Source organism: Corallococcus sp. CA047B (assembly GCF_003612065.1).
In the GTDB taxonomy this organism is placed as follows: Bacteria; Myxococcota; Myxococcia; order Myxococcales; family Myxococcaceae; genus Corallococcus; species Corallococcus praedator.
Genome location: NZ_RAWD01000350.1, coordinates 1 through 9,410, shown reverse-complemented (window position 1 = coordinate 9,410; position 9,410 = coordinate 1). Strand labels below are relative to the sequence as shown.

The 9,410-nt window shown below is 66.0% G+C and carries 4 protein-coding genes; 1 reads left to right on the top strand and 3 read right to left on the bottom strand.

Annotation, left to right across the window (positions count from 1 at the left end):
* Window positions 1-809 precede the first annotated feature (809 nt).
* From D7X74_RS35215 to D7X74_RS35205, 3 genes are all read right to left on the bottom strand, one after another.
* Window positions 810-2,222, bottom strand: a complete 1,413-nt coding sequence (locus tag D7X74_RS35215) for a DNA sulfur modification protein DndB (RefSeq protein WP_158622343.1) — start codon at window positions 2,220-2,222, stop codon at window positions 810-812.
* A gap of 11 nt (window positions 2,223-2,233) precedes the next feature.
* Entirely contained in the window at window positions 2,234-2,650 is a 417-nt protein-coding gene (locus tag D7X74_RS35210) for a hypothetical protein (RefSeq protein ID WP_147446795.1), read from the bottom strand.
* Between the two features lie 712 nt (window positions 2,651-3,362).
* Window positions 3,363-4,955 (bottom strand): MBL fold metallo-hydrolase, encoded by a 1,593-nt coding sequence (locus D7X74_RS35205; protein WP_233602394.1) that lies wholly within the window; start codon window positions 4,953-4,955, stop codon window positions 3,363-3,365.
* Window positions 4,956-5,242: 287 nt separating this feature from the next.
* Here D7X74_RS35205 and D7X74_RS35200 point away from each other — a divergent pair.
* The coding region (locus D7X74_RS35200) for an AMP-binding protein (RefSeq protein ID WP_147446794.1) at window positions 5,243-9,410 on the top strand (4,168 nt) is incomplete at its 3' end.

Genomic DNA, 9,410 nt, shown 5'->3' with positions numbered 1-9,410 from the left:
GTGTTCTACAATCGCAGGCGCCGTCACTCCTCACTTGGCTACGTGAGTCCAGCCGAGTACGAGCGAATGGCTGAGGTTTCGAGGCAGGCAGCGTAGTCAACCTGTCCACCGAAGCGGGTGACGCTCAGCTGCTTCCTGCCTGCTCTCGCCCCCAAGGCGCGGTCATCCCGGCCGATCAGCCGAGGCGACAACTTCCCTGACACAGGGGGGAGGCGGAGGCAGCAGGGGCACCACGCGCTGCCAGAAGGCGTCGGGGACGAGTTCACGGGCCATGTCCCTCAAGCTGAGGATGCCCCTTGCTGACGGCCAGTCCAGTCCTGACTTTCGTTAGGTGCTGTTAATGGTGAAACCAGCGCAGCGGCCGGTCCACATCAGGAGGCTGAAAACCTCTTCCTTGTGTAGCCAGCGTTGATCAGGGTGCCCTCGATGACCGCCGAGGTGCTTCTTCAGAAATTCGAGGTCGGCAAGGATGGATGGCTCTTCCATCTGGCTCCTCCCAAGGGGCAGAAACCTACAGCGTGGTGACGTCGTGCTTATGGACAACCTGGACGCGCACAAGGGCATAGGCATGCGCTAGGCCATTGAGACGATGGGCACGTGCGTAGCGCATCTGCCCACCTATGGCTCCGATTTCAACTCGATTGAGTTGTGGTGGGCCGACATGAAGCGCCACTTGCGGAGGCTCACCCCTCGTGCCATGGACGAGTCCGCCCGGATGGTGCGGCGGCTGCGCGCGGCCCCCCTCTCGCGAAGCTCGCCGCTCGGTTTCGGTACTGCCTATCCTTCCTTCAACACAACTGATCTCCGCGTTAGGCACGGGCGCGCTTCGCCCCCGCGTGCGCCGACACCGACTTTCGGCCACGGCGTATCGGGGACTTCTTCGCATGCGCCTTCGCCTTCGACTTCCCGCTGAGGAACGAACGAATACCGGCGATGTCCACGAGGTAGTCCAACGCGGCTTGGCGCGTCTGGCGCGTATTCGAGAGCGAAGGAGCCAGCTTCTTACCATTCGAGTCGTACTGCTCAATCAGGATCTTGCCGATCCACTCCGGATTCTCGCGGCTCATCACCTTGTAAACCTGCCCATTGATCGTCTTCGCGCCCGCGATACGCGCGACTCCGTCCTTCCACTCAGTCGCGATCCGCCAATCAACTTGGTCGCGCCGGTATGCGCCCCACAACTCCTTCGCGAGGCGCAGCAGCGGATGGAACATGATGTTCGAGATTTCGAACGAGTTCTTCCGCGACTCGTTGCGAGTTTGTGCGGTCGCGTTGGGTTGAACGGCCGGTACGTGGGCAGAGTACTCCTCGAAGAGCGCTCCGACGAACTCCACGAAGTCGGTGTAGGCGCCAGTCTTCTCTTCCTCGTCCTCAAGCTGGACGAGGAACGGTTTGAAGCTCTCAACGGCGCCAACGAGGGTGGAGTTCGTCGTGAGCTTGCGGCTGTCCGTCCCAATGTTGTTCGCCCGCGTCTCGACCTCGGTGTCGGAGAACACCGGCGAAGACCGCATGAGGGTGTCAACGAATCGTCGCGCAGGAGTCTTGGTCGGGTTGAGGGCGATCCCGACGGCACGCTGCGGAGCTTTCTGATCGAAGTTTAGCTGGTCATAGAGCCAGCCCTCCCACTTGGCTGTCACGTGGTAGATGTGGACGAACACCGACGCCGAATCGGGATCGAAACCCTTCAGCCGCTTGCGAATTTCGTCTGCGGCAACAATGCGATCGTTGACCGTCACATCGGGAACTGACACCGGGTTGTTGGCCCACGTGTCCAGCAGGTAATACGCAAGATGCCGGTGCGCAGAATCAGGGATAGTGATGGATGTATGGATTCGGAGTTCTTTTGTCTCGTTGTCCCACTCCGGCTCGGAGAAGCCATCCTCAATTCGGGCGTTCCAAACGATGCTGTCGCTGAAGAGGTCCTCCTGGAGGTACTTCACGGCAATTTCCTCGGCTCGCTTGACGTTGATCTGGAGCCGTGGATCCGTGATCGGGAGCATCACTTCATACGCGAGAGGCTCATCCTCGACCTTCTTGAAGCCGCGCTGGTATTTGGGCGAGTACCGCACGACCGCCTTCCTGAGAAGCGTCGCCAACGTTCGCACCGAAACCTTCGCACGGTAGATGCGCCCGATCCCTGGGCGGTCCACATAGTCGTAAACATCGTGAACGACCGTCGCGCTCACAACGTTGCTCTTGCTCTGCTTCGCCTGTTTCACCATGAGTTCCTCCATCAACAGATGTTGTAGCGAACACGGTGGGCACGCGCGTGGCGCCACCGCAGCGACTCGACCGTCCAGCGCTGCAATCGCTGACGAGACCGCTTGATCTGAAGATCAATCGACTCCGCAAGTCGGTTTAAATAGCGATCAACGCTCTCCCTGCTCTCGCCAGCAGCGATCATCCGTCGGGCGATTTCCTCTTCTTCGAGCAGCACAATCCCGAGCGCGGGCGAAACGATTTCCAAAGTGGCAATCGATCCCAGGATCGTCTTCGGCGACTCGCTGGCGACCACCTCAATGGCGGCGACCAGGATCCCACCTTCCTCGCCGTGAGAGCGCGGCGTAAGCCACACCCCGTCCGTGGGGTGCTGCCGAGAAAAAGACCGACGGGCGTCGAACCCGTGCGTAGTCCCGAGCTCCAGGAACATGTCCTGCGCCAGCTTGTGCGCTCGCCTCACAAGTGCCTCCAGCAGCAACTTACACGAAGCTAATTACTCCTCCGTTCCACGCAACTGCCACGCATTCTCCACGCAGCGTGGTGGCTGCGTGGCATGCGCGCCGAGTACCGGTAAGTCGCTCCTCTGGGCGATGCAGGACGGCAGGCACCGTAGAGGGGCCCGGGCGAACGCCCTCCTAACTCACGGGCCGCGCACACGCACTTGGCCGCAGGTATCGGCCAGGGGAAGGGGCGGTCGTTAACCAACGCGAGCCGGGGAGCACGCTGATCTTGGTGGGAGTGCACGAGGAGCAGCTGCGCACCTGCTCGCCGCAGAACCTGCTCTCCCGAACGCGCCTGAGCGTAAGAAGAAATTGCTGAGTTCCGACAGATACCCGAGCAGGAAATTTGGCGCAGGCCCCTGCGCCAGCATCACAGGAGGGCAGAATGCGCACCGCCCGCTGGGTACCCACCCTGTACCCACGACGGGTGGACGCCACCGGACTCCAGCGGACGCGAACCAAGACCCTTCCGAGGGGACGCGCTAACCCCCGAAGAGGCTTGATGATTTTAAGTCCGCTGCGTCTGCCAATTCCGCCACTCGTGCGCCAACAACGCTGAACCCTACCTGAAGGGGATCAGCGCCACCAGCGCGAGCACGCCCCCCGGAGAACGACCCGTTCACCCGCAGTGGCACCGCGCGGCTACAGAACCATCTCACTCCTGCCATAGAGTCGCTCGCAGGGCAGTTCACGCTCGCGGCAGTGCTTGACCAGGCGGTCGGACTCGATGATCTGGATTGACTCCGGGGTGTACGCCAGCCCGAGCACGTGCCGCAGCCAGGGCTCCTGGGCCATGGCGTAGACCCAGACCGAACGCGGATTGAACTGCTTCACCAGCGATGCCGCCTGCTCGAAGCCGGAGCCATTGAGCCGCCGCGCCTGGTCCATCTTGCGCGTGAGGGGGCGCAGCATCAGGGGCCCATACACCCAGCTTCCCGGCGCACCCTCGCACTCCATCCCCACGAACATCATGTCCACGTCGCCCACCCAGCGGTGGACGTGCGCGTAGAGCTCCGGCTCCATGTTGCGCGAGTCCGCCGCGAACAACACGCTGCGGCCCCCCATGCTGACGATGTAGCCCGTCTTGGCGCGGATCAGCAGGTCGCCATGCTCACCCAGGAACGGCAGGGCCATGATGCTGCCCCCCGGGATGTCGAGCGTCTGCAGGTCGTCCACCGCCACCACGTTCCGGAACCCCAGGTGCTCCAGCGTCAGCTTCAGGGAGGGATCCAACAGGCTGCCGCTGTCGTTGCGAGGCACCAGCACCGTCTTCACCCGGTGACGCAGGTGGAGCAGGGTTTCAATCTGCGCGTGGTCCTGGTGGTTGTGCGTGATGAGCACGTAGTCCAGCGTCTCCGGCAGGTCAGAGAACGAATACCGGTCGATGCCCCCCGCGTCGTCGTAGCTGATGATGGGATCGGTGATGACGCTGACGCCGCCCGCCTCCATCAACACGCACGCGTGACCGAAGTAGCGAACGCGCACCTGTTCGCCCCGGTAGGGCTCCGACACGCGGCTCTCACACGTGTCCGTCACCAGCGCGTCCAGGAGCGGCACCTGCGCAGCGGTGAGGTGAAGCGAATCGCGCAGCGTCCCCAGTGACGTCGCCGTCCACTTCGCCCGCACCAGCGCGTCGATGGCCGGACTGTCCAGCGTGAGGGACACGTGCAGGCGCGTGGGGTCCTCCAGCCGGGGCGTGCTCAGCATGAAGGGACGGCCATCCGCGCCGGACTCGAACAGCTCCAGGGCCTGGGCCCCGCGGTTGTAGAAGGGGCTGCGGTACAGCAGCGATTCGAAGAGGCGGAAGGTGGGGCGGTTCTCCTGATCGTAGAAGAGCTCCACGTAGCCCCTGAGGGGCGCGGGGACGCGGGCATAGAGCGACTCCAGCGACAGCCCCTGCCCTTCCTTCGCCAGGAGGGCGTCCAGCCCCTTCAGGGCCTCCACCAGCTCCAGCGGTTTCGCCTGCGTGACGAGCGTGCGCTCCAGCAGCGCGGCCACCCGGTCCGACTGATCCACGGGACAGTCCAGGAACGGGCCGCCCATCATCTGCGGATCCTTCGCCGCGTCCTCGTGAACCTCCGGGTTCGCGAGGAAGGACTTCATGATCTTCACGTGGTTCGCCACGTTCAACGCCGCCGTCGCCGGCGAGATGAGGTGCGTCCACGCGTACCAATGGTTGAACAGCGGATCGAGCACCACGTTCCGCTTCAAGAAGACCTGTCGATCCACACTCACCACGAACCTCCTCGGCTTCCGGGCCTTACCCGGCAGGGGCCCCGTCGTCCGCACACCGAGCAAGAGCGGGCGAGTGGAAAACTCCACACGCACTGGCAGTCGCAGTCGTGAAGCCGAGGCGGCCGGCATGCTCACCAGGAACTGCAACAAATGCAAGACGCGCCAGGCGTGATGTCCCTGATCATGCGCGCTTGTTACAGCATCTCCGTTGAGTCATAGAGTGCCCGTCTCACTGGCTAATCCGAGCATGGCCAGCTCCGTCTTTTAAATTTGCAACCGGGTTGCTGATGCACTCCAAGAACACGCTTCTCCCCCCTGGATCCGCTGCTTCTTCGCTCGTTGAACTCCTGAGACAGGCTGCGGCGGAGAGGGCGGATCAGCGGCTGTACACGTTCCTGGGGGAAGCGGGCGAGGACGAGGCGACGCTGACGTACGGCGCGCTCGACGTCCGGGCGCGTCAGATTGGTGCTGCATTGCAGCAAAGGGTGGCGCCCGGAGCCCGCGCGTTGCTGCTCTACCCGCCAGGCCCGGAGTACATCGCGGGCTTCTTCGGCTGCCTCTACGCCGGGCTCGTCGCGGTGCCCGCCTATCCTCCGGATCCCACGCGGCTGGAGCGGACCGTTCCCCGGTTGCGAGCCATCATCGAGGATGCGCGCGCGGAGGTGGTGCTCACCACCGACTTCATCGCGTCGATGGGGGAGTTCCTCTTCGAGCAGGCGCCGGAGCTGCGCGCCCTGCACTGGATGGCGACGGACGCGCTGCCGCCGGAGGCCGCGGGGGCCTGGAGGCCACCTGTCGTGGGGACCGGCGACCTCGCGTTCCTCCAGTACACGTCGGGCTCCACGGGCGCTCCGAAGGGAGTGCGACTGAGTCACGGCAACCTGCTGCACAACCTGGCGTCGATCTCCCGGGCGTTCCAGACGCGTCCGGACAGCACGGGCGTCATCTGGCTGCCGCCGTACCACGACATGGGCCTCATCGGCGGCATCCTGGAGCCGCTCTACCAGGGCTTCCACACGGCGCTGATGTCGCCGCTCACGTTCCTGCGTCAGCCGCTGCGCTGGCTGGAGGCGGTGTCTCGCTTCGGGGGCACCATCAGCGGCGGTCCGAACTTCGCGTTCGACCTCTGCGTGCGGAAGATTGCCCCGGAGTTCCGCAGCACGCTGGACCTGAGCCGCTGGGAGGTCGCGTTCTGCGGCGCGGAGCCCATCCGCGCGGAGACGCTGGACCGGTTCGCGGAGGCGTTCGCGCCCAGCGGGTTCCGTCGTGAGGCGTTCTATCCCTGCTACGGACTCGCGGAGGGCACGCTCATCGTCTCCGGTGGGGCGAAGAGCGCCGTGCCCGTGCTCCGTTCGCTGGAGACGGCGGCGCTGGAGCAGCATCGCGCGGTCCCCGCCGCGGAGGGCACTCCGGGCGCGCGGACCTTCGTCGGGTCCGGCGGTTCGCTGCCTGATCAGGAAATCGCAATCGTTGATCCGGAGACCCGGTCGCGCCTTGAGCCCGGCGCGGTGGGTGAAATCTGGGTCGCGGGCCCGAGCATCGCGCAGGGGTACTGGGAGCGTCCGGAAGAGACGGCCCAGACGTTCGGGGCGCGGCTCGCGGGGGAGGATGCGCGGACGTTCCTGCGCACCGGCGACCTGGGCGTGCTGCTGGACGGCGAGCTGTTCGTCACCGGCCGCCGCAAGGACCTGATCATCCTCCGGGGACGCAACCACTACCCGCAGGACCTGGAGCTCACCGTCGAGCAGACCCACCCGGCGATCCGGCCGGGTTGTGGCGCCGCGTTCGCCGTCGACGTGGACGGCGAGGAGCGGCTCGTCGTCGCGCAGGAGGTGGATGCGCGCAAGCACGGGGATCTGGACGAACTCCTGGGCCAGTTGCGGCAGCGGTTGGCGGAACGGCATGAGGTGCGGCCCCATGCGCTCGTCCTGCTGGAAGCGGGCGCGCTGCCGAAGACGTCCAGTGGCAAGGTGCAGCGGCGGGCGTCGCGCTCGGCGTTCCTCGCGGGCGAGCTGCCCTCGGTGCGGGTCTGGCGGGAGGCCGACGACGCGGGGACGGACCCCGTGCCCGAAACATCCGAGCCCGACGCGGTTCCGGTCGAGCAGAGCGATGCCGTGGAGTCCTGGCTGCGGGCGCGGCTGGCGGCACGGGCCCACGTGCGGCCGGAGCAGGTGGACGCGGAGGAGCCCATCACCCGGATGGGATTGGATTCGCTGGGGGCCGCGGAGCTGGCGAACGACATCGAGCAGGGATGGGGCGCCGTGCTTCCGCTGGAAGCCCTGCTGCGGGGACCGAGCCTTCGGGAGCTGACCACCCTGGTACGGACGCGGCGCGAGGCCGGGCTTCCCGCGCTGCTCCCCGTGGCTCGCACGGAGGCCCTGGCGCTGTCGTTCGCGCAGCAGCGACTGTGGTTCCTCGACCAGTTGGATCCGAGCAGTTCGCTCTACAACCTGGCGGTAGCGCTTCGGCTCGAAGGATGGCTCAACGTCGCGGCGCTGGAGCGTGCCTTCGAGGAGGTCCTTCGTCGCCACGAAGCGCTGCGCACCACGTTCGTCGTGTCCGACGGCGCGCCGACCCAGGTCATCTCACCGGAAGGCGCCTTCACCTTGTCCGTGGTGGAGGTGGAGGGCTCCGAAGCCGACCTGCTCCGTCAGGCCGAAGAGGCAGCTCGCGATCCCTTCAACCTCGAACGGGGACCGCTGCTGCGGACCGTGCTGCTGCGGAACGCGTCGCGGGGCGATGTGCTGGTGGTGACCGTGCATCACATCGTCTTCGACGGCGCGTCGATGGGGGTGATGATCCGGGAGGTGTCGGCGCTGTACGCGACGTTCGCGCAGGGCCTCAAGTCTCCACTGCCGGCCCTGCCAATCCAGTATGCGGACTTCGCAGCGTGGCAGCGTCAGGCCTTGCGCGGTGAAGCGCTGGAGGCACAGCTCTCGTGGTGGCGTCAGGAATTGGAGGGTGCGCCCCAATCCCTCTCGCTTCCCACCGACTTCCCCCGCCCCTCCGTCCAGTCCTTCCGCGGCTCAAGCCTTCGCGTCCACGTGCCCCGGGCCCTGGCCCAGGCGATTGAAGCCCTCAGCCTTCGTGAAGGCGTCACGCCCTTCATGACGCTGCTGGCTTCCTTCCAGCTGCTGCTTCACCGCTACTGCGCCCAGGACGACTTCTGCGTCGGCGCCCCCATCGCGGGCCGCAACCGCTCCTCCCTCGAAGGCCTCATCGGCTTCTTCGTCAACACCCTCGTCCACCGCGCCCGCTTCTCCGGCAACCCTTCCTTCCTCTCCCACCTGGCCCGGGTGAAGCACTCCGCCCTTGGCGCCTTCGCCCACCAGGACGTCCCCTTCGAGAAGCTCGTCGAAGCCCTCCAGCCGGAGCGCGACCTGGGCCGCACGCCCCTCTTCCAGGTGATGTTCACCCTCCAGCCCGATGCCCTTCCCCAGCTCGCGCTGCCGGGCCTCGTCGTCCACCCCCTGGAGTTGCACTCCGCCACTTCCAAGTTCGACCTTGGCTTGTCCCTGACTCGCACCCCGGACGGCTTCGTCGGCGCCTTTGAATTCAGCACCGACCTCTTCGAAGCCTCCACCGTCCAGCGCCTCTCCGGCCACCTGCTGACGTTGCTGGAGTCTGTCGTCGCCCGTCCCGAGGCTCTCATTGGTGAGCTGTCATTGCTCTCCGCCGAGGACAAGCACCGCGTCCTCGTGGAGTGGAATGACACCGCGCGGCCCTACCCCAGCGACGCTTGCATCCCCGAAGTCTTCGCCGCCCAGGTCGCCCTCTTCCCGGACGCCGTCGCCGTCGAATTCGGTGAGCAGCGATTGACGTACCGCCAGCTCGACGCGCTCTCCAATCAGCTCGCGCGGGTGCTGGCGCAGCGTGGCGTCGGCCCCGACTCGCCCGTGGCGCTCTGCCTGGAGCGCTCCCTGGAGCTTGTCGTCTCCCTCGTCGCCATCCTCAAGGCCGGCGGCGCCTACCTGCCCCTCGACGCGTCCTATCCGCGTCAGCGCCTCGCCTTCATGCTGGAGGACGTCCCGCCCCAGCTCCTCCTCACCTCCCGCGAGCTGCTGTCTTCCCTGCCCACCGAGGGCCTCACCTGCCTCTGTGTCGAAGACGTCTGGCCCCTCCTCTCCCGTCACCCTGATTCCACCCCGGCCTCCGGCGTGCTCCCGGAGCACCTCGCCTATATCGACTTCACCTCCGGCTCCACCGGACGTCCCAAGCCCGTCGGCGCCACCCACCGCGCCGTCCTTCGCACCGTGCGCGGTGTCGACTACGCACGCCTCGGCCCCGGCGAATCCTTCCTCCTCATCGCCCCCATCTCCTTCGACGCCTCCACCCTCGAAGTCTGGGGCCCCCTCCTCAACGGCTCCCGCCTCGTCGTCTTCCCGCCCCACTCTCCCAGTGACGTCCCGGAGCTGGTCCGCGTCCTCAACCACCACCGCGTCTCCACCCTCCACC